Here is an 18,825-nt window from a genome sequence, read left to right as displayed (position 1 = left end):
ATGGCAACAACCGTTTTAATATATATCATATTATCTGGAATCATAGCGCTATCATTAGCGCTATTTCAGTATTATAAAAAACGGAAATCAAAGCCTTATCCTGTTTTAATTTTATTAAGGTTTATTACTGTTTTTTCAATTCTATTATTAATTATTAATCCTAAAGTTGAAAAAACTAATATATTTAATCAAAAACCTAACTTGGTTTTAGCGGTTGATAATTCTTCTTCAATGCGCTATTTAAACCAGAGTGAAAAATTATCGCAGTTTGTAAGTGAATTAAAAGCAAATAAGGAGCTTACTGATAAGTTTCAAGTAGATGTTTTTTCATTTGGAAAAGAACTAAATGCTATAGATTCTTTTAGTTTTAATGAAAAACAAACCAATATAGATAAGGTTTTTACAGGTTTATCTCAAGTATATAAACATACAGTAGCTCCAGTTGTATTACTAACAGATGGTAACCAAACCTATGGTGCTGATTATACGTTTTCAGCAAATAAATTAAAACAACCTATTTATCCTGTAATTTTAGGAGATACTACAAAGTATGCTGATCTAAAAATTCAGCAGCTTAATGTGAATAAATACGCCTATTTAAAAAATAAGTTTCCAGTTGAGACTATTTTGGTGTACAATGGAGAAAAAGCAATCACAGCAGATTTTAAAATAACTAGCGGAACTGCTACAATCGTAAAGGAGACTATTCATTTATCAAAAGATAACAACTCTAAAGTTGTATCACATAATTTACCAGCAAATCAAGTAGGCGTATTTTCTTACCAAGCCTCAATCTCGGTATTAGAAAATGAAAAAAACACCACTAACAATGTCAAAAATTTTGCAATAGAAGTTATAGATGAAAAAACAAAAGTAGCTTTAATTAGTGATTTTTCTCATCCAGATATTGGTGTTTTAAAACGAAGCATAGAACGTAACGAGCAACGTGAAGTTATAATTTTAAAACCTGATTATTTTGAAAATCAAATAAATGATTTTCAATTACTTATATTGTATCAACCTAATAATAAGTTTAAGTCTGTTTTTGAGTTGATTAATAGTGAAAATTTAAGCTCATTTATAGTCACTGGACCAAAAACTGATTGGAATTTTTTAAATAGTGTCAGCAATAACTATAAGCATGATATTACAACACAAACTGAAAACTATCAAGGTGTATCTAATGTAAATTATAGTGCGTTTGTTTTACCAGATTTAGATTTTGAGTCGTTTCCACCGTTACTTTCTACTTTTGGTGACGTAACATTCTCAACGCCTTATCAAACAATATTGTATAAAAAATTAGGAAACATCACAACAGAGAAGCCTTTGATGGTTACTTTAGATGTTAACAATAGGCGAGAAGCTGTGCTTTTGGGAGAAAATATTTGGAAATGGCGCTCTCAAAGTTACTTGAATACAAAATCATTTCAAGAGTTTGATAATTTAATAGGAAAACTAGTACTTTATTTAGCGTCAAAAAAACGTAGAGATAGATTGAATCTTGATTATGAGTCGTTTTACGAAGGCAGTAATCAAGTTATCATTAAAGCACAGTATTTCAATAAAAATTACGAATTTGATACCAGAGAAACATTAAATATTTCTGTAAAAAACAAACTTACAGAAGCTGTTACAACGTTTCCACTTATCTTAAAAAATAATAATTATCAAGCAGATTTAAGTAATTTACCATCTGGAGACTATAACTTTACGGTAAAAGCCACAAACGAGAATATATCAAAATCAGGAAGTTTTAAGATTATAAACTATGATATAGAAAAGCAATTTGTAAACGCAAATGTAACAAACCTACAAGCTTTAGCTACTAATAGTCAAGGAAAAGCTTTTTTTACAGATAATACAGATGCTTTAATAACAGATTTATTATCAGACTCAAGATATACAACCATTCAAAAGAGTAATAAAAGTACAGTACCACTGATAGATTGGATTTACTTGTTAGGTCTAATATTATTAAGCTTAACCCAAGAATGGTTCATAAGAAAATATAACGGATTAACTTAAATAAAAACTATGGAAAGATTACCAAAAATAGGATTGCCTATAATTATAGGTTTAGTCATACTAGTAATAGCAATTTCAAAATCAGCAGTAACCATTGGTTCTGGTGAAGCAGGTGTGCTTTATAAAACATTTGGAGGTGGTGTTGTTACTGATGAACCACCATTAGGAGAAGGCTTTCATATTGTTGCTCCTTGGAATAAAGTGCATGTATATGAAGTAAGACGTCAAGAGATTTTTGAAAAAATGAAGGTTTTATCTTCAAACGGATTAGATATTCAATTAGATGCTTCAGCTTGGTATAAACCAGATGTAAAGGATTTAGGTAAATTACACCAAGAAATTGGTGATGATTATTTACAACGTATTATTTTACCTACCATTCGTTCTGCAGCAAGAAGTGTTGTAGGACGCTATACACCAGAGCAATTATATTCTTCTAAAAGAGATGCGATACAGAAAGAAATTTTTGAGGAGACAAAAAAAATCGTTGATGATCAATATATTGTTTTAGATGAAATTTTAGTGCGTGATGTGACATTGCCTCCAACTATTAAGCAAGCTATTGAGCGTAAATTAAAACAAGAACAAGAGTCTTTAGAGTATGAGTTTAGATTAGTAACAGCTCAAAAAGAAGCTGAACGCCAACGAATAGAAGCTCAAGGTAAAGCTGATGCAAACAAGATTTTAAGTGCATCACTTACCGACAAAATACTTCAAGACAAAGGAATTGAAGCTACTGTAAAGCTTTCAGAATCAAGTAATAGCAAAGTAATTGTAATTGGTTCTGGAGACAGCGGAATGCCAATTATTTTGGGCAATCAATAATGATTAAATAAAAATTAACAAAGCAATATTTGGATTTTAAAAAATAATTTTAAAATCTTTGTACTCACAAAACAAAAACATGACATTTATTCAATTACATCATAATCATTTTCATACTTGCACTCAAGCGAGCTGAAAATGTATTGAATAAATCTAAATATATTTTAAACCCGTTTGAGTAAATCAAGCGGGTTTCTTTTTTTTAATTAAAAACACTCCATAAGGTTTACTCAAGCACAAACAAAAGCTTCCCGCTTTCTCGGGATACAGTATGAGTAAATTAAAAATAGCGGTTCAAAAATCAGGAAGACTTCACGAGGATTCAATGAAAATCCTAAAAGATGTAGGTATTTCAATAGATAATGGTAAAGATCAACTCAAAGCTTCAGCCAGGAATTTCCCTTTAGAAGTTTTTTATTTACGTAATGGAGATATTCCGCAATACTTGCGTGATGGTGTTGTAGATGCAGCAATAATTGGTGAAAATGTGCTTATTGAAAAAGGACAAGATATAGCTATTATTGAAAAGCTAGGTTTCTCAACTTGTAAAGTATCAGTTGCTGTTCCTAAATCTTTTAAATACGAAAGCATTAGCAACTTACAAGGAAAGCGCATTGCTACATCTTACCCTAATACAGTTAATCAATTTTTAAAGTCAAATAAGGTAGAAGCCAATCTTCATATCATAAACGGCTCTGTTGAAATAGCTCCTAATATCGGACTTGCCGATGCTATTGTAGATATTGTTTCTAGTGGTAGCACGCTTTTTAAGAACAACTTAAAAGAAGTTGAAGTCATTTTAAAATCTGAAGCTGTTTTGGCTGCTTCACCATTAATTTCTGAAGAAAATCAAGCTATTCTAGACAGATTACAATTTCGATTTCAATCGGTTTTAAAAGGGAGACAATCAAAGTATGTGTTACTAAATGCGCCTGATGAAAAACTTAATGATATAATAAAAATATTACCAGGTATGAAAAGCCCAACGGTTTTACCTTTAGCAGAAAAGGGCTGGAGCTCGATACACTCGGTAATTAATAAAAATGAATTTTGGGAGATTATAGATGAGCTTAAGGCTAACGGAGCTCAAGGAATTCTTGTTTGTCCAATTGATAATATGGTAATTTAATATGAAAACACTTATAAACCCTAAAAGAGAAAATTGGTCAGACATATTACAAAGACCAGCTCAAACAGTTGAAAACATTGAAAATACTGTAAATCAAATTTTTATTGATGTTAAGCGAAATGGTGACAAAGCTATATCAAAATATACAGCGCTATTTGATGGTGTTAAGCTAACTAATAGTGTGGTTACTACAGATGAAATTAATGCAGCTGGCAGTCAAATTTCAAACGAACTAAAGTTAGCTATTTCAACTGCAAAACAGAATATTGAAAGCTTTCACGCTGCTCAAAAAACAAGAAAAATTCAAATAGAAACAACACCAGGTGTTAGTTGTTGGCAAGAAAAACGCCCAATTCAAAAAGTTGGTTTGTACATTCCAGGCGGAACAGCTCCTTTGTTTTCAACCGTATTAATGCTTGCTGTTCCTGCTCAAATTGCAGGTTGTAAAGACATTGTTTTATGTTCGCCGCCAAATAAAGAAGGTCAGATTGCTAACGAAATATTATATGCCGCACAACTTTGTGGAGTCACAAAAATTATAAAGGTTGGTGGTATTCAAGCCATAGCAGGTTTAACCTTTGGGACAGAAACCATTCCTAAAGTATATAAAATTTTCGGTCCTGGAAATCAGTTTGTAACCGTTGCAAAGCAGCTAGCAACCAAATTTGATGTCGCTATTGATATGCCTGCCGGACCAAGCGAACTTTTAGTTTTTGCGGATGACTCTGCCAATGCAAGTTATGTAGCTTCTGATTTATTAAGCCAAGCAGAGCATGGTACAGATAGCCAAGTTGTTTTAGTTTCTACATCAAAAATGCTTATTACAAATGTTGAAACCGAAATAGAAAAACAAATACGTGAATTACCAAGACTAGACATAGCCAAGCAAGCCATTGCTAACTCTAAATTAATTTATGTTGAGTCAGATGCTGTTGCTCTTGATTTAATTAATGATTATGCTCCTGAACATTTTATTATTTGTTCTAAAAACGAAACATATATTATTGATGGTATTCAAAATGCAGGTTCTGTTTTTATAGGGAATTACACACCAGAAAGCGCGGGCGATTATGCTTCAGGAACCAATCACACATTACCTACAAACGGCTTTAGTAAAGCCTATTCTGGTGTCAATTTAGATAGTTTTACAAAGAGTATTACTTTTCAAAAAATAACCTCTGAAGGCTTAAAAAACATAGGAAATACTATTGAACTTATGGCTGAAGCAGAAGGGCTTCAGGCACACAAAAATGCTGTATCAATTAGATTAAAAGATTTGAAATAATATGAATGCACTTTTTGATATAAACAAGTTGGTAAGATCTAATATTAAAACCATTAAGCCATATGCTTCAGCTAGAGATGAATACAAAGATTTACGTTCTGATATGATGTTTCTAGATGCCAATGAAAACCCATTTGAAAATGGTGTAAATAGATATCCAGATCCGCAACAAACAACTTTAAAACAGCGTTTGGCAGACATAAAGAAAATACCACAGTCGCAAATTCTGTTAGGTAATGGAAGCGATGAAGTGTTAGATTTAACTTTTAGAGCATTTTGTGAACCCAATTGTGATAAAATTATCACATTGCCACCAACGTACGGAATGTATAGTGTTTTAGCAGATATTAATGCTGTTGAAAATATAGAAGTGCCTCTAAACACACTTGATTTTCAACCAAAAGTTGATGACGTTTTACGAGCGTCAAATGAGCAAACCAAACTATTGTTTTTATGTTCTCCTAACAATCCGACTGCTAATAGTTTTGAATCTTCTAAAATTGAAAAACTAATAAGTAATTTCAAAGGCATTGTTGTAATTGATGAAGCATATATTGATTTTTCAAAAAATGAAAGTTGGTTGAATAGAATAAATGAATTCCCAAATTTAATAGTAACACAAACACTCTCAAAAGCTTACGGTTTAGCTGGGATTAGGCTAGGCGTTTGCTATGCTTCAGTTGAGATTATTTCGGTTTTAAATAAAATTAAGCCACCTTATAATGTTAATGAACTAACACAAGAGTGCGCTTTAAAACACCTCAATAATTTAAAAACTGTTAATGAACAAGTTCAAACGTTATTAGAATCAAGAGTGCGAATAATAGAAGCATTAAAATCGATTAGTTTTATTGATAAAATCTATCCATCTGATGCTAATTTCATCTTAATCAAGGTAGATAATGCAACAACGCGTTATAATCAATTAATAAAAACAGGAATTGTTGTTCGTAACAGAACAAATCAATTAGGATGTGAAAACTGCTTACGAATTACAGTTGGCACAAAAGAAGAAAACAACAAGCTTATACAAGCACTAAAATACATAGCATGAGCAAAAAAGTATTATTTATAGACCGCGATGGCACACTTATAAAAGAACCTGCTGATGAGCAAATAGATGCATTTAGCAAACTTATTTTTTACCCTAAAGTGTTTCAGTTTTTAAGCAAAATCGCCAAAGAGTTAGATTATGAAATCGTCATGATTACAAATCAAGATGGTTTAGGAACTGCTGTTTTTCCTGAAGAAACTTTTTGGCCTGTTCATAATTTCATCATTGAAACATTTAAAAACGAAGGCATAACGTTTGATGAACAGCTTATTGATAAAACGTTTGCTAAAGATAATGCGCCTACAAGAAAGCCAAATACAGGTTTGCTGACCAAGTATTTCTCTAAAGATTATGATTTAGAAAACTCTTTTGTTATAGGTGATCGCTTAACTGATGTAGAATTAGCGAAAAATTTAGGAGCAAAAGGCATTTACATAAATGATAATACGTTTTTAGGAACAGATGAAGTTACTATAAATCAAAACGATTTAAATAGTTTCATTGCGTTAGAAACTAACGATTGGGAAAAAATATACACATTCTTAAAAGCCGAAGATAGAACAGCGAGCATAGAAAGAAACACTAATGAAACTCAAATAAAAATTGCTCTTAATCTAGATGGTACTGGGAATAGCAAAATAAAGACAGGTATTGCATTTTTTGACCATATGCTTGATCAAATAGCACGTCATGGTCAACTTGATTTAGATATTCATGTAAAAGGCGATTTAGAAGTTGATGAACACCACACTATAGAAGACACAGCCATAGCTTTAGGCGAAGTTTTTAATAAGGCATTAGCAAATAAATTAGGGATAGAACGCTACGGGTTTTGCTTACCAATGGATGACTGCTATGCTCAAGCGGCTATTGACTTTGGAGGAAGAAATTGGCTTGTTTGGGAAGCTGATTTTAAGCGCGAAATGATAGGGAAGATGCCTACAGAAATGTTCTATCACTTTTTTAAATCATTTACTGATGGCGCCAAATGCAACTTAAACATTAAAGCAGAAGGAACCAATGAGCATCACAAAATTGAAGCGATATTCAAGGCTTTTGCAAAAGCAATTAAAATGGCTATAAAACGCGATGTTGAGAAAATGATTTTACCATCAACAAAAGGAATGCTTTAAAAACAATTTTTATGAAAGTAGTAATAATAGATTATGGCGCAGGAAACATAAAGAGTGTTCAGTTTGCTTTCAAACGAATTGGTTTAGATGCTGTGTTATCAAAAGATTCAGAAGCTATACAGCAAGCAGATAAGGTTGTTTTTCCTGGAGTTGGTGAAGCTAGCAGTGCTATGAAAAAATTAAAAGAATCTCAACTTGATTTGATAATTCCCAAGTTAAAACAACCTGTATTAGGTATTTGTTTGGGAATGCAACTTATGTGTCATGAAACAGAAGAGGGTAACACCAAAGGTTTAGGGATTTTTGATGTTTCTGTAAAAAAGTTTTCAAATCAATTTAAAGTTCCTCAAATGGGTTGGAATACAATTTACAATATGAAAACAAATTTATTTCATAATATAAAGAACCAAGAATATATGTACCTTGTTCATAGTTATTATGCTCCAAAAAGCGAGATGACTATAGCAACCACTAATTATGGTTTTGAGTACGCAACGGCATTACAAAAAGATAATTTTTATGGAGTACAATTTCACCCAGAAAAATCATCACATGCAGGCGAACAAATTTTAAAAAACTTTTTAGACTTGTAATTATGAGAATTATACCCGCAATAGATATTATAGGTGGAAAATGTGTGCGCTTAACAAAAGGTGATTACAACACAAAAAAAATATATAATGAAAACCCTGTAGAAGTTGCCAAACAGTTTGAAGGTGCTGGCATTGAATATTTACATTTGGTAGATTTAGATGGAGCAAAAGCAAAGCATATAGTAAATTATAGAGTGCTAGAGCAAATAGCGTCTAAAACTAGTTTAAAAATTGATTTTGGAGGAGGCTTAAAGTCTAATGAAGATTTGCATATAGCTTTTAATTCTGGTGCAAGACAAATTACAGGAGGAAGCATTGCTGTTAATGATGTTGAAACTTTTCAGGGTTGGCTAGATAAATACGGTGGCTCTAAAATTATTTTAGGAGCTGACTGCGAGGATAGAAAAATAGCCATCAGTGGTTGGCAAGTAAGTAGTAATATAGAGGTTGTATCGTTTATAAAGAATAACCAAAAAAAAGGGGTTCGCTATGTTGTTTGTACAGATATAGCTAAAGACGGTATGCTAGAAGGACCAGCTTTTGATTTGTATAAAGAAATTATTCAAAGTTGTTCTAGTAGCGATGTGCAATCAATAAAACTCATAGCTTCTGGAGGCGTAACATCTATAGATGATATAAATAAACTTGAGGATTTAGGTTGTGAAGCAGTTATTATTGGTAAAGCACTTTATGAAGGCCGAATAAACTTAAAAGATTTAGAAAAATAATAAGTAGAAGTATATGTTAACCAAACGTATTATTCCATGTTTAGATATAAAAAACGGACGCACAGTAAAAGGTGTAAATTTTGTTAATTTACGCGATGCTGGAGATCCAGTGGTTTTGGCAAAACAATATGCTCTTAATGGTGCTGATGAATTGGTCTTTTTAGACATATCTGCTACGCAAGAAGCCAGAAAAACTACAAGAGATATGGTTTTAAAAATAGCAGAACAAGTCAATATACCATTTACAGTTGGTGGTGGCATTTCTTCAGTAGAAGATGTTGATATATTGCTTAAAAATGGTGCAGATAAAATATCAGTAAATTCTTCAGCAATAAAACGTCCGGAGTTAATAAACGAATTGGCAAATAAATTCGGAAGCCAATGTGTTGTCGTGGCTATTGATGCAAAGCAAATTGATGGTACATGGAAAGTGCATTTAGCAGGAGGAACTATTCCTACAAATCTCGATTTATTTGTTTGGGCAAAAGAAGTAGAACAACGAGGAGCAGGAGAGATTTTATTTACCTCAATGGATCATGATGGCACAAAAAACGGATTTGCTAATGAAGCGCTTTCAGCGTTGTCACAAGAATTATGCATTCCAATAATTGCTTCTGGTGGCGCAGGCTCTAAACAGCACTTTATAGATGCGTTTAAAAAAGGTAAGGCAGACGCTGCTTTAGCCGCTAGTGTATTTCATTTTGGAGATATTCCAATTATAGATTTAAAGCAAGAATTAAAAAACAATAATATAGAAGTTAGATTGTAATGACTATTAATTTTGATAAAAACAAAGACGGACTTGTTCCAGCCATTATACAAGATGTTGAAACAAAAACAGTATTAATGTTAGGCTACATGAATGATGAAGCCTATAAAAAAACACTAAAAACTGGATTGGTAACATTTTATAGCAGAACAAAACAACGATTATGGACAAAAGGAGAAGAAAGTGGTAATGTGTTACAATTAGAAAACATTAAAATAGATTGTGATAATGACACCTTGTTGGTTCAAGTAAAACCATCTGGACCAACATGTCATACAGGAAGCGATACCTGTTGGAATGAAGAAAACACATCATCATTTGGTTTTATTTCAAAGTTAGAAGCAACTATAAAAGACCGAAAGGAAAATTTTAAACCTAATGAATCTTATGTAGCTTCATTATTTGAAAAAGGTATTAATAAAATTGCTCAAAAAGTAGGAGAGGAAGCCGTAGAAGTTGTTATTGAAGCAAAAGACAATAATGATGCATTGTTTTTAAACGAAAGCGCAGACTTGCTATTTCACTATTTGATTTTGCTACAAGCAAAAGGCTTTTCTTTATCAGATGTGGTAAAAGAGTTAAAAAAAAGGCATTAGATTTCTAATGCCTTTTTTATTTTTTAATAACACTACTTAAGAAATCCAATTTTTATAAATAGATTTATTTGTATACCAAATTAAAAACACAGCTATAATCAATATCATAATTGGCATAATAGCGCCACCAGGACCATAAACCTCTATAGCTTTGCTAATAAAAAGATTGTAAACCATTTGCACAATAATACCTACAAAAGATAGAAAAAAGAGATTTTTAGCCCATTTTTTTCTTAAAATTAAAAATAAACAACCTAGAGTTCCAGCAAATACGCCAACAGCAAATGCAGCTGTTGCCCAAGCAGGAACGTTAGTGTATAAAGCTTGTTCTGCTTCAGGCAAAACAGCTAAATCCTCTTCTGTCATATAAGCTTGTCCTATGTAAGCTAATACACCCATAATATTCCAAATAAAGGCTAGAATACTTATAATCCAAAAAGAAATTGGGGGCTTGTTTGTTGAGATTTCTTTCATAATAATTAAAATGTTTGTTAGTTAACTACATACAATTTATGAAAAATTTGCCACATCTATTATTTTAAATTAATTTTCAACTCTTAAAAAAACACCCCTTTTTTTGAATACTAAAAAATACTTTTACGTTATAACCATACAATATTTAGGCTATCGTTTTCATGGTTGGCAAAAACAACCAAATTTAAAAACGGTTCATTTAATGCTTGATAAAACTCTAAATTACATTCTTGAAGGAAGGCGCTTTAAAACATTAGGCTCTGGTAGGACAGATGCCATGGTTTCTGCTCAAGAAGCAGCTTTTGAACTATTTTTATTTGATGAACCTATTGATGATTTCACAGCGTTTTTAAAATTGTTTAATTACAATTTACCTCAAGACATTCGCGCGTTATCAATTAAAGAAGTTGATAGTTCTTTCAATATTATTCAACATTCAAAAGTAAAAGAATACTTGTATTTGTTTACCCATGCACAAAAGCAGCATCCATTTTGTGCGCCTATTATGACAACCATACTAGATGAGTTAAATATAGACTTAATGATGCAAGGTGCTAAACTATTTGAAGGCACACATAACTTCAAACCATACTGCTTTAGAGCTACTGATAACGGTATTTATACAAGAGAAGTACTTACTTGTGAAATTGTAGAAAACACAATATTTAAGGCAAATTTTTTTCCAGAAAAGTCTTATATACTACGTGTAAAAGGACAAGGATTTATGAGAAATCAAATTCGCTTAATGATGGGTGTATTAATAAAACTTGGTAAAGGTGAAGTCTCATTAAACTATATTGAAAATAGCCTTAAAGCAGACAGTAAAGAGGTTATGGATTATATAGCACCAGCATCAGGATTGATGCTAAATAGTATTACTTTTAAACAACCTTAATTGTTAAATGCCTTAACAATTAGCCTGTTCACTTAACATAATTTATGTTAATCAATTCTTAATTCCGTTAAAGCTTGTTAAATCGCTTGACAAATGTCATCTAGACCATAAGTTATACTCGTAAATAAGTTAAACCAATAAAAATTTAATTATGAGTTATTTGAATATGAAAGATGAGAAATTATTACCGGTTGTAGTAGCACTAAATAAGCTATTAGCAGATTACCATATTTACTACCAAAAATTACGAAGCAATCATTGGAATGTATTAGGTAAAAACTTTTTTGATTTGCACATTAAATTTGAAGAGTTGTACACCGACGCACAAGTTAAAATAGATGAAATTGCAGAACGTATTTTAACCTTAAGATATCATCCTATGAGTACATTAAGTGATTATCTTCAAACATCTTCAATTACTGAAAAGGATAACCTTAAAACAGATGTTGATATGGTTAATGAAACTTTAAATGACCACAAAATCTTATTAGAACAAATGAATAAGGTTATAGAAGTTTCAGATAGCATATCAGATGAAGGAACTATAGATCTTATAGGTGCTTACATTCGAGAATTAGAAAAAGCAAGCTGGATGTTGAATGCTTGGACGAAAAGTACAAACGGATCATTAAAACGATCTACCCAAGAAATTTAATTCACACATTCAGAACAAACATAAAACCTCTAATAATTAGAGTGGGTTATAATATCACATTAACCTTTTTACCAATTTAAAAAACTTGAAACTATGTTACGTTGGACAATCACATTTATCATTATTGCATTAATAGCTGGGATTTTAGGATTCGGTGGTATAGCCGGAGCTTCAGCTGGAATAGCAAAAATATGTTTTTACATATTTATAGTACTTTTTGTAATCTCTCTATTAAGAGGATTAATGAAAAAAAGTTAAAAAATCACAAACCACAATTATTAAATATTAACCATTAAAAATTACATTATGAAACGTATTATATTAACATTCGCATTATTATTTACAATAACCACAGTATTTACAAGCTGTAGAGACGAAAAAACAACAAAAGAAAAAGTAGAAGATACATTTGAAGAAGCAGGTGATGAAATTGAAGATGCTGCTGAAGACACCAAAGACGCTGTAAAAGACGCATCTGAAGATGTTAAAGATGCAGCAAAAGAGGCTAAAGAAAATGTAGAAGACAAGCTTGATGGTGACGAATAGTTTTAAGCTATTATTACTATTAAAAACTTGTTTAATCACAAAAAATAACAACAATGAAAACCCTATTATATATAACAGCTTTTATGTTCATGGTATCAGTCCATGCTCAAGAAAAGCCCAAGAATGTTTCTGAAGAAACAAACATAAAAACCGTAAAAATTAATGACGGTAAAAAAATTACCGAGAAAAAAGTAAAGCTTACTACTAGAGAAGAACAACAAGTAGAGCTTGCTGAAGAAGATAAAAATAAAGTAAACCAAACCATGGTTGACTCTCCTTCAAAAGTAACAAAAACACTAGAGGTTGATAACGATGGCGATGCATATTATGACTCAAAGTTTGAAACAGCACACTATGAGTTTAATGACAAGGTTTATAACTTTAAAAAGAATTCAGAAGGCTTTTTAGTGTCTACTAAATCTAAATCAGATATGTCACCGTTAGGTAATATTATAAAGTCTAGTAAGGAAAATCATTATTTCTTTAAAACTAATGATTATTCAGGTATTGGTTACTTTACAGACAGTGGTAATTTTACGATAGAGTATTATGACACAAATACTAATAAATTAGTCAAACAAGATTTTATTTTAATAAAAAAATAATAATCAAAAAGCAATAGTAAAAAGTCCCGTTTATCGCGGGACTTTTTTGTATTTTTAAAATCGCAAAAACAACAGCATTAATGAGTTTATTGATACCTAAAGAGGCTTTCACTTTTTTTAAAGCATTACAAGAAAATAATAACAGAGATTGGTTTAACGAGCATAAATCAGAATATAAAACCATAGAGAAAAGCGTTAAAGTTTTTTATAATGAACTCCTAGAACAAATGAAAGTTCATGATGATATTGATAAACTAAAAATGTTTAGAATATACAGAGATGTACGTTTTTCTAAAAACAAGCTGCCTTATAAAACACATTTTGGAGGTTCGTTTCACAGACGAAAACCAGAGTTGCGAGGTGGTTATTATTTACATATTGCGCCAGAAAACAAATCATTTATTGCAACAGGTTTTTGGGAACCTAATAAAGATGACCTTTTAAGAATTAGAAAAGAATTAGAAATGGATTCTTCAGAAATGCGTACCATTCTAAACAATAAAACCTTAAAAAACACTTGGGGAGATTTAGTAGGTGACGAACTAAAAACAGCACCTAGAAATTTTGACAAAAATCACCCAGATATAGATCTAATAAAAAAGAAGCAATACATCTTTACAAAAACATTTACAGATAAGGAGGTACTTGCATCAACGTTTATAAATGAGGTAGATGATGCCTTTAAAGCAATTCGTCCATACTTTGATTATATGAGCGATGTGCTTACTACAAACCTAAACGGCGAGTCTATTATATAGCCTTTAAAACCTCGGGTTTTTGTAGTACTTGTATGTTGTCAAACAAGCGCTCTTTTACAATATTCATCATACGCTTATTTAGTGCTGATGAGTTCGTTATATAAAAGGCATATTCTTCAACAGTAAATTGACCAATAACCATTCCTTTTAATGAATTTCTAAACTTCATATCCTTATGAATGGCATTGTCTATATAATCCATCTGTTTTTCAATAGATAAATCATAAAAAACATTTTTATGCTTATTTACGTAGTTTCTAAATACAGCAACAAATAGGTCGTTTTGTAGTTTAATTACTGGTCGTAAAGTCGCATTTTGAAAACGTTCGTCGTTACTCATAGAGTCAAAAAAAAGAGCAGAAGTAATTTCTGGTCGACATTTTAATAGGTCTAAAGATCTGTTCATGTCAAAAAGTTTTCTTTAAATTTAAAAATTATGTATCCTCATAATGAGTGCCTTAAAATTTGATGTTAACATGGTTATCAACAAATAGAAATTATGTATTAAAGCATTGAACCAAACTATGTATTTCTACATAAAAAATGATACTTATAAACTATCTTTGAGAAAAATAGCTACACAATGAAATTTGGAAGTGTAAACAACCCACAAGATATAGACTTTACGTTGCCTCAAGATCATATTGATACAGCTAGAGTTTTAAATAATGTAAAAGATGATAACGTACCAGAAATTTATGTAGGTTGCGCCAAATGGAATAGGGCAGATTTAAAAGGATTTTATCCTCGTGGCACTAAAGATGAGTTAGCATATTATTCCAGACAGTTTAATGCCATTGAGCTTAATGCTACATTCTACAGAATTTTTCCAGCAGAACAATTTGCTACTTGGTATGAGAAAACACCTAATGACTTTAAGTTTTTCCCAAAATTAAATCAAGAAATAAGTCACTGGAAACGACTAAATGAGGTGCAAGCAGTTGTAGAAAATTACTTGTATAATGCTTCAAATTTGCATGAAAAGTTAGGAACCATATTTTTACAAATGCATAACAATTTTGCGCCTAAAGATTTTGACAGAGTTGTTCATTTTGTTGAAAACTGGCCAAAAGAAGTGCCTCTTGCAATAGAGTTTAGGCATACCAATTGGTATAATGACGATGTAGTTTCAAATCAGTTATACGATTTATTAGAAAAAAACAACATATCCAATGTCATCGTTGATACAGCAGGAAGACGTGATTTAATGCACATGCGACTTACTAATGCAACCGCATTTGTTAGATATGTAGGAGCAAATCACGAAAGCGACTACACAAGACTTGAGGATTGGGTAAAAAGACTTAATTCATGGCAAGAGCAAGGTATTAAAGAGATAGATTTCTTTATTCATCAAAACATAGAAAAAGAATCCCCTTTATTATCAGCTTATTTTATAAAACAATTGAATAGCACATTAGGATGTAACCTTAAAATTCCTAATGATAATCAACAACAAACTTTATTATAACATATGAGATTTCACACAAGAAAATGGGTAAAACCAGAAGATTTAAACCCTAATGAAACATTATTTGGAGGACAATTACTTGCCTGGATAGATGAAGAGGCGGCATTATATACTATTATACAACTAGAAAACTCTAAAGTTGTTACCAAATATATTTCTGAAATTAATTTTATGAGCTCTGCAAAGCAAGGTGATATTATTGAACTTGGTATTGAGGTAGTAAAATTTGGTAAAACATCTTTAACATTAAAGTGTGAAGCGCGTAACAAAATGACTAGAGAAACTATTCTTACCGTAGACAATATTATTATGGTAAATCTAGGTAATGATGGAAAACCAGCTGCTCATGGTAAAACAGAAGTAGAGTTTGTTAAAGATAGATTGTAGAATTAACAATCGTTAACATCTACAGCTGTAAGCTATTTCGTATATTATAGTAAATGCCTTATAAAACCAAATAAGGCTATTATTAATAATTATTAAACTATCAACTATGAGAAATAAGCTTATGCTGTTTATTGTTGCCGTTGCGTTAGTTGCATGCGGATCAACAAAAACTCAAACTACAAATTTGTCCAAGCGTATCATGAAAGGGTACTGGGCACTTAACACGATTACTTACAGCCAATCAGGCGAATTCAATGTAACACTCTTTAACGATGCCACTGCAGATTGCTTTAAAGGAAGTACCTGGCGTTTTATTCCTAATAATAATACAGGAATTTACACTTTATCAGGGTTAGATTGTGATGCTACAGAAAAACACTTTGTATCTACATTTGACAAAATAGACAAAGATTCTGGCTTGTATGATTTTCTTTTAAAGCCAACAAATGAGAAGCATAAGTCTGAAACTAATAACGGTTTTAGAGTTAGCTTAACACACCTTGATGATACTACAATGCAATGGCAACAAACGGTTTCTTTAGAAGGAAAACCATTTACAATTTATATGAACTTTACTAAAATTAACGAATAATGACAACTTACATTAAGAAAATAACAGGAATAACATTAGCTATGTTACTTACTATAAGTATTAGTAGCTGTGAAGCAACAAAAAATGCAAATAACAAACAAAAAGGCGCTGTAATTGGTGCTGCTGGTGGAGCCATTCTAGGTGCTATCATTGGAAACAATGTTGGTAAAGGTGGCAACGGAGAATTAGGAGCTGCTATTGGTGGTGTTATTGGTGGTGGAGCCGGAGTCCTTATTGGTAATAGAATGGATAAACAAGCGCAACGTATAGAAAACGAACTACCAGGAGCTCAAGTAGAACGTATAGACAATGGTATTGTCGTTACTTTTGATGAGAATAGTGGCGTTTTCTTTGATACAAATAAGTATAATATCAACGCGCAATCTCAAGCTACATTAGATAAATTATCTAATGTATTAGCTGATTACCCTGATACTAATGTGCTTGTTGTAGGTCATACAGATAGTACTGGAGATGATGCTTATAATATGACGTTATCAAAAAACAGAGCTTATGCTGTAACTAATTATTTTACAGGAAGAGGATTAAGCGCTTCTAGATTTACAACACACTGGTTTGGTGAAGAAAAACCAATTGCTGATAACACTACAGCTGATGGTAGATCTAAAAATAGACGTGTAAACCTAGCTATTTTACCAAATGACAAAATGATTAAAGATGCTCAAAATGAAGCAGGAAATTAATCAATAAAAATATCCCTCACAAAAAAAGCAGTTCATTATTTTGAACTGCTTTTTTTATGCTTTAAACTTAAAATCGTATTCAAATATTTCTAAATCAAAATACGGAATAGCAGCAAGCATATGATCAAAAATATCAGAGATTATATACTCATAATTTTCCCATCGTTTATCACTACTAAAGGCATAAATCTCAAGCGGAATACCTTCAGGAGATGGCGCTAATTGCCTAGTCATAATTGTCATATCTTTATTGATAGCAGAATGGTTCTCTATATATGCTTGTATATATTTTCTAAAAACACCTAAATTCGTTAGGTTTCTACCATTTATCAATACAGATTTATCAATGTTATGCGAGCTGTTAAACGATTCTATATCACTTTGTCGCTTATTTACATAATCGGTGATCAATTGAATATCTTTCAGTTTTTCAATATCATCAGATGTAAGATACTTTACTGAAGTTGCTCTTATGATAAGTGCGCGTTTTATACGTCTTCCTCCAGAATCACTCATACCGCGCCAGTTTTTAAATGCATCAGATATAAGAGCATAAGTAGGAATGTTAGTAATAGTTTTATCAAAATTCTGAACCTGAACTGTAGATAGATTTATTTCTATAACATCACCATCGGCACCATATTTTTCCATAGTAATCCAATCACCAATACGAATGGTATCATTTACTGCCACTTGAATACTCGCAACAAAACCAAGTATCGTATCTTTAAAAATAAGTAATAGTATGGCAGAAGCAGCACCAAGTGTTGTAAAAAACTTAATAATAGATATATCGGTGATGACAACAAAACTTACTGCTACACCAATAATCCATACAAAAAGCATTACAACTTGTATGTAGCTATCAATAGGCTTGTCCTTTAGTCTTGGTATGGTTTTAAAATAAGATTCAAACGTTTTTAAAACACTTCTTAAAATCCAGATAAATAGTACAACACCGTAAATTTTAATAAGCTTTTCTATAGGTGCTTCAAAACTCGGAAAATCATAAAACACTATAGGAAATAACTTTAAAGTAATAACTAGTGGTACTAGGTGTGCTATATTTCTAGGAGCTTTATGAGTTATTAATAAATCATCAAAATTGGTTTTAGACTTTCCTGCAAAATTGCTAAATGCCTGAAGTAAAATTTTTCGGGTTATAAAATCTGAAAGAAATATAAAAAACACCAATATGCTCAATAAAACCAGCATATTGAGATATGTAGCTGAACTTTCAGAAAAGTCTAATGAAATAAAATAATCGTAAAAGTAATGTCTTAAATTTTCAAACATTTATACGGTAGTTTTTAAATATTTTTTTTCAATGTAAAACGTTCCAAACGGAATTATTGAAGCTAGTAAAACAATACCAGTAGTTGAGTTTTTCCATTGTAATTTTCTAGCTATAAATAGCGCCAGAATAACATAGGCTATAAATAAAATACCGTGAGGCATTCCTAGCATTTTTACATATTGTGGATCGCCACTTAAATACTTTATAGGAGTTGCTATCGCTAGCAAAATATACGAAACTCCTTCTAAAAATGCGATAATTCTAAATACGTTTATAAGTTTTGTCATAGTTGTTGTTTTAC

General features: G+C 31.4%; 24 protein-coding genes. 20 read left to right on the top strand and 4 right to left on the bottom strand.

What is annotated here, in order from left to right; translation table 11 throughout:
- The 10 genes from ACN5J3_RS07085 (at nt 1) to hisIE (ending at nt 10,140) form a co-directional block, all read left to right on the top strand.
- A complete protein-coding gene (locus tag ACN5J3_RS07085) occupies nt 1-2,028 on the top strand; it encodes a VWA domain-containing protein (protein WP_418511277.1) in 2,028 nt (675 codons plus the stop codon).
- A gap of 9 nt (nt 2,029-2,037) precedes the next feature.
- The gene (locus tag ACN5J3_RS07080; protein ID WP_344730429.1) at nt 2,038-2,853 is read left to right on the top strand and encodes a prohibitin family protein; all 816 of its coding nucleotides are present in this window, start codon (nt 2,038-2,040) and stop codon (nt 2,851-2,853) included.
- Between the two features lie 271 nt (nt 2,854-3,124).
- Nucleotides 3,125-3,982, top strand: coding sequence for an ATP phosphoribosyltransferase (gene hisG, locus ACN5J3_RS07075; RefSeq protein WP_418511276.1), 858 nt, complete (start codon nt 3,125-3,127; stop codon nt 3,980-3,982).
- Nucleotide 3,983: 1 nt separating this feature from the next.
- Complete coding sequence (gene hisD / locus ACN5J3_RS07070) at nt 3,984-5,267, top strand: histidinol dehydrogenase (RefSeq protein WP_418511275.1); 1,284 nt, start codon at nt 3,984-3,986, stop codon at nt 5,265-5,267.
- Nucleotide 5,268: 1 nt separating this feature from the next.
- Nucleotides 5,269-6,321 (top strand): histidinol-phosphate transaminase, encoded by a 1,053-nt coding sequence (hisC, locus tag ACN5J3_RS07065; protein ID WP_418511274.1) that lies wholly within the window; start codon nt 5,269-5,271, stop codon nt 6,319-6,321.
- Nucleotides 6,318-7,454 carry a bifunctional histidinol-phosphatase/imidazoleglycerol-phosphate dehydratase HisB gene (gene hisB / locus ACN5J3_RS07060; RefSeq protein ID WP_418511273.1) on the top strand — a complete coding sequence of 379 codons (1,137 nt, stop codon included), beginning with the start codon at nt 6,318-6,320 and terminating at the stop codon, nt 7,452-7,454. Before hisC ends, hisB begins: the two co-directional genes overlap by 4 nt.
- An 11-nt stretch (nt 7,455-7,465) precedes the next feature.
- On the top strand, nt 7,466-8,047 hold the full coding sequence (hisH, locus tag ACN5J3_RS07055) for an imidazole glycerol phosphate synthase subunit HisH (protein ID WP_418511272.1): 582 nt from the start codon (nt 7,466-7,468) through the stop codon (nt 8,045-8,047).
- Nucleotides 8,048-8,049: 2 nt separating this feature from the next.
- Nucleotides 8,050-8,775 (top strand): 1-(5-phosphoribosyl)-5-[(5-phosphoribosylamino)methylideneamino]imidazole-4-carboxamide isomerase, encoded by a 726-nt coding sequence (gene hisA / locus ACN5J3_RS07050; protein ID WP_418511271.1) that lies wholly within the window; start codon nt 8,050-8,052, stop codon nt 8,773-8,775.
- Nucleotides 8,776-8,788: 13 nt separating this feature from the next.
- The gene (hisF, locus tag ACN5J3_RS07045; protein WP_418511270.1) at nt 8,789-9,544 is read left to right on the top strand and encodes an imidazole glycerol phosphate synthase subunit HisF; all 756 of its coding nucleotides are present in this window, start codon (nt 8,789-8,791) and stop codon (nt 9,542-9,544) included.
- Entirely contained in the window at nt 9,544-10,140 is a 597-nt protein-coding gene (gene hisIE, locus ACN5J3_RS07040; protein WP_418511269.1) for a bifunctional phosphoribosyl-AMP cyclohydrolase/phosphoribosyl-ATP diphosphatase HisIE, read from the top strand. The genes hisF and hisIE overlap by 1 nt, the downstream gene beginning before the upstream one ends.
- Nucleotides 10,141-10,176: 36 nt before the next feature.
- Here the strand turns inward: hisIE and ACN5J3_RS07035 are convergent, their stop codons facing one another.
- A complete protein-coding gene (locus tag ACN5J3_RS07035; RefSeq protein WP_417290919.1) occupies nt 10,177-10,614 on the bottom strand; it encodes a hypothetical protein in 438 nt (145 codons plus the stop codon).
- 103 nt (nt 10,615-10,717) lie between these two features.
- Here ACN5J3_RS07035 and ACN5J3_RS07030 point away from each other — a divergent pair, with 103 nt between their 5' ends.
- The 6 genes from ACN5J3_RS07030 to ACN5J3_RS07005 all read left to right on the top strand — a co-directional run bounded on the left by ACN5J3_RS07030 (nt 10,718) and on the right by ACN5J3_RS07005 (nt 14,073).
- The gene (locus tag ACN5J3_RS07030; RefSeq protein ID WP_418511268.1) at nt 10,718-11,509 is read left to right on the top strand and encodes a tRNA pseudouridine synthase A; all 792 of its coding nucleotides are present in this window, start codon (nt 10,718-10,720) and stop codon (nt 11,507-11,509) included.
- A 151-nt stretch (nt 11,510-11,660) separates the two neighbouring features.
- A complete protein-coding gene (locus tag ACN5J3_RS07025) occupies nt 11,661-12,164 on the top strand; it encodes a Dps family protein (RefSeq protein WP_417290921.1) in 504 nt (167 codons plus the stop codon).
- A 93-nt stretch (nt 12,165-12,257) separates the two neighbouring features.
- Nucleotides 12,258-12,422: a DUF1328 domain-containing protein gene (locus ACN5J3_RS07020; RefSeq protein ID WP_418509922.1), complete on the top strand. Its 165-nt coding sequence runs from the start codon at nt 12,258-12,260 to the stop codon at nt 12,420-12,422.
- A gap of 48 nt (nt 12,423-12,470) precedes the next feature.
- Nucleotides 12,471-12,710, top strand: a complete 240-nt coding sequence (locus ACN5J3_RS07015; protein WP_417290922.1) for a hypothetical protein — start codon at nt 12,471-12,473, stop codon at nt 12,708-12,710.
- 53 nt (nt 12,711-12,763) lie between these two features.
- Nucleotides 12,764-13,315, top strand: a complete 552-nt coding sequence (locus ACN5J3_RS07010) for a hypothetical protein (protein WP_418511267.1) — start codon at nt 12,764-12,766, stop codon at nt 13,313-13,315.
- 80 nt (nt 13,316-13,395) lie between these two features.
- Entirely contained in the window at nt 13,396-14,073 is a 678-nt protein-coding gene (locus ACN5J3_RS07005) for a DUF2461 domain-containing protein (protein WP_418511266.1), read from the top strand.
- Here the strand turns inward: ACN5J3_RS07005 and ACN5J3_RS07000 are convergent.
- On the bottom strand, nt 14,066-14,479 hold the full coding sequence (locus ACN5J3_RS07000) for a glyoxalase (protein ID WP_418511265.1): 414 nt from the start codon (nt 14,477-14,479) through the stop codon (nt 14,066-14,068). The genes ACN5J3_RS07005 and ACN5J3_RS07000 overlap by 8 nt on opposite strands.
- 177 nt (nt 14,480-14,656) lie before the next feature.
- Here ACN5J3_RS07000 and ACN5J3_RS06995 point away from each other — a divergent pair, with 177 nt between their 5' ends.
- The 4 genes from ACN5J3_RS06995 (at nt 14,657) to ACN5J3_RS06980 (ending at nt 17,227) form a co-directional block, all read left to right on the top strand.
- Complete coding sequence (locus tag ACN5J3_RS06995; RefSeq protein WP_418511264.1) at nt 14,657-15,544, top strand: DUF72 domain-containing protein; 888 nt, start codon at nt 14,657-14,659, stop codon at nt 15,542-15,544.
- A gap of 3 nt (nt 15,545-15,547) precedes the next feature.
- Entirely contained in the window at nt 15,548-15,931 is a 384-nt protein-coding gene (locus tag ACN5J3_RS06990; RefSeq protein WP_344730465.1) for an acyl-CoA thioesterase, read from the top strand.
- 106 nt (nt 15,932-16,037) lie between these two features.
- On the top strand, nt 16,038-16,523 hold the full coding sequence (locus ACN5J3_RS06985; protein WP_418511263.1) for a lipocalin: 486 nt from the start codon (nt 16,038-16,040) through the stop codon (nt 16,521-16,523).
- A complete protein-coding gene (locus ACN5J3_RS06980; RefSeq protein ID WP_418511262.1) occupies nt 16,523-17,227 on the top strand; it encodes an OmpA family protein in 705 nt (234 codons plus the stop codon). The genes ACN5J3_RS06985 and ACN5J3_RS06980 overlap by 1 nt, the downstream gene beginning before the upstream one ends.
- A gap of 54 nt (nt 17,228-17,281) precedes the next feature.
- Here ACN5J3_RS06980 and ACN5J3_RS06975 read toward each other — a convergent pair whose 3' ends face one another.
- Both ACN5J3_RS06975 and ACN5J3_RS06970 read right to left on the bottom strand, forming a co-directional pair.
- Nucleotides 17,282-18,523 (bottom strand): mechanosensitive ion channel family protein, encoded by a 1,242-nt coding sequence (locus ACN5J3_RS06975; protein ID WP_418511260.1) that lies wholly within the window; start codon nt 18,521-18,523, stop codon nt 17,282-17,284.
- Nucleotides 18,524-18,811, bottom strand: a complete 288-nt coding sequence (locus tag ACN5J3_RS06970) for a DUF3817 domain-containing protein (RefSeq protein ID WP_418511259.1) — start codon at nt 18,809-18,811, stop codon at nt 18,524-18,526.
- Nucleotides 18,812-18,825: the final 14 nt, after the last annotated feature.

The organism is Corallibacter sp., assembly GCF_048381695.1.
GTDB lineage: Bacteria > Bacteroidota > Bacteroidia > Flavobacteriales > Flavobacteriaceae > Corallibacter > Corallibacter vietnamensis.
This window is presented reverse-complemented; position numbering and strand designations above follow the sequence as displayed.

What these genes read in the sequence shown, in the direction of transcription:
- ACN5J3_RS07085 (WP_418511277.1), top strand. Translation starts at nt 1, where the DNA reads ATGGCAACAACCGTTTTAATATATATCATATTATCTGGAATCATAGCG.
- ACN5J3_RS07080 (WP_344730429.1), top strand. Translation starts at nt 2,038, where the DNA reads ATGGAAAGATTACCAAAAATAGGATTGCCTATAATTATAGGTTTAGTC.
- hisG (WP_418511276.1), top strand. Translation starts at nt 3,125, where the DNA reads ATGAGTAAATTAAAAATAGCGGTTCAAAAATCAGGAAGACTTCACGAG.
- hisD (WP_418511275.1), top strand. Translation starts at nt 3,984, where the DNA reads ATGAAAACACTTATAAACCCTAAAAGAGAAAATTGGTCAGACATATTA.
- hisC (WP_418511274.1), top strand. Translation starts at nt 5,269, where the DNA reads ATGAATGCACTTTTTGATATAAACAAGTTGGTAAGATCTAATATTAAA.
- hisB (WP_418511273.1), top strand. Translation starts at nt 6,318, where the DNA reads ATGAGCAAAAAAGTATTATTTATAGACCGCGATGGCACACTTATAAAA.
- hisH (WP_418511272.1), top strand. Translation starts at nt 7,466, where the DNA reads ATGAAAGTAGTAATAATAGATTATGGCGCAGGAAACATAAAGAGTGTT.
- hisA (WP_418511271.1), top strand. Translation starts at nt 8,050, where the DNA reads ATGAGAATTATACCCGCAATAGATATTATAGGTGGAAAATGTGTGCGC.
- hisF (WP_418511270.1), top strand. Translation starts at nt 8,789, where the DNA reads ATGTTAACCAAACGTATTATTCCATGTTTAGATATAAAAAACGGACGC.
- hisIE (WP_418511269.1), top strand. Translation starts at nt 9,544, where the DNA reads ATGACTATTAATTTTGATAAAAACAAAGACGGACTTGTTCCAGCCATT.
- ACN5J3_RS07035 (WP_417290919.1), bottom strand. Translation starts at nt 10,614, where the DNA reads ATGAAAGAAATCTCAACAAACAAGCCCCCAATTTCTTTTTGGATTATA.
- ACN5J3_RS07025 (WP_417290921.1), top strand. Translation starts at nt 11,661, where the DNA reads ATGAGTTATTTGAATATGAAAGATGAGAAATTATTACCGGTTGTAGTA.
- ACN5J3_RS07020 (WP_418509922.1), top strand. Translation starts at nt 12,258, where the DNA reads ATGTTACGTTGGACAATCACATTTATCATTATTGCATTAATAGCTGGG.
- ACN5J3_RS07015 (WP_417290922.1), top strand. Translation starts at nt 12,471, where the DNA reads ATGAAACGTATTATATTAACATTCGCATTATTATTTACAATAACCACA.
- ACN5J3_RS07010 (WP_418511267.1), top strand. Translation starts at nt 12,764, where the DNA reads ATGAAAACCCTATTATATATAACAGCTTTTATGTTCATGGTATCAGTC.
- ACN5J3_RS07005 (WP_418511266.1), top strand. Translation starts at nt 13,396, where the DNA reads ATGAGTTTATTGATACCTAAAGAGGCTTTCACTTTTTTTAAAGCATTA.
- ACN5J3_RS07000 (WP_418511265.1), bottom strand. Translation starts at nt 14,479, where the DNA reads ATGAACAGATCTTTAGACCTATTAAAATGTCGACCAGAAATTACTTCT.
- ACN5J3_RS06995 (WP_418511264.1), top strand. Translation starts at nt 14,657, where the DNA reads ATGAAATTTGGAAGTGTAAACAACCCACAAGATATAGACTTTACGTTG.
- ACN5J3_RS06990 (WP_344730465.1), top strand. Translation starts at nt 15,548, where the DNA reads ATGAGATTTCACACAAGAAAATGGGTAAAACCAGAAGATTTAAACCCT.
- ACN5J3_RS06985 (WP_418511263.1), top strand. Translation starts at nt 16,038, where the DNA reads ATGAGAAATAAGCTTATGCTGTTTATTGTTGCCGTTGCGTTAGTTGCA.
- ACN5J3_RS06980 (WP_418511262.1), top strand. Translation starts at nt 16,523, where the DNA reads ATGACAACTTACATTAAGAAAATAACAGGAATAACATTAGCTATGTTA.
- ACN5J3_RS06975 (WP_418511260.1), bottom strand. Translation starts at nt 18,523, where the DNA reads ATGTTTGAAAATTTAAGACATTACTTTTACGATTATTTTATTTCATTA.
- ACN5J3_RS06970 (WP_418511259.1), bottom strand. Translation starts at nt 18,811, where the DNA reads ATGACAAAACTTATAAACGTATTTAGAATTATCGCATTTTTAGAAGGA.